The sequence below is a fragment of the Corynebacterium sp. MSK006 genome (assembly GCF_030232385.1).
Classification (GTDB): Bacteria; Actinomycetota; Actinomycetes; order Mycobacteriales; family Mycobacteriaceae; genus Corynebacterium; species Corynebacterium frankenforstense_A.
The window spans coordinates 1-507 of the sequence record NZ_JASPJZ010000035.1 but is presented as its reverse complement, the minus strand read 5'-3'; the positions used below and the strand labels follow the sequence as shown (position 1 = coordinate 507).

General features: G+C 55.4%; 1 rRNA gene. It reads right to left on the bottom strand.

What is annotated here, in order from left to right:
- Positions 1-507, bottom strand: a 23S ribosomal RNA gene (locus QQA02_RS11600); the annotation flags it as partial.

Below are 507 nucleotides of genomic sequence, written 5' to 3'. Positions count from 1 at the left end.
TCGGCGGTGTACTTAAGCCCCACTGAATTGTCGGCGCAGGACCACTCGACCAGTGAGCTATTACGCACTCTTTCAAGGATGGCTGCTTCTAAGCCAACCTCCTGGCTGTCTTCGCGATCCCACATCCTTTTCCACTGAGCACACCCTTAGGGGCCTTAACCGGCGATCTGGGCTGTTTCCCTCTCGACCAATGGAGCTTATCCCCCACGGTCTCACTGCCAAAGACCACATAACCGGCATTCGGAGTTTGGCTGATGTTGCTAAGACGATAATCCCGCTCAACCAACCAGTCGCTCTACCTCCGGCACGCTACACTTTGACGCTGCACCTAAATGCATTTCGGGGAGAACCAGCTATCACGGAGTTTGATTGGCCTTTCACCCCTACCCACAACTCATCCCCTCAGTTTTCAACCTAAGTGGGTGCGCGCCTCCACGACGTCTTACCGTCGCTTCACACTGGCCATGGGTAGATCACCCCGCTTCGGGTCCAGGACACGCCACTAAA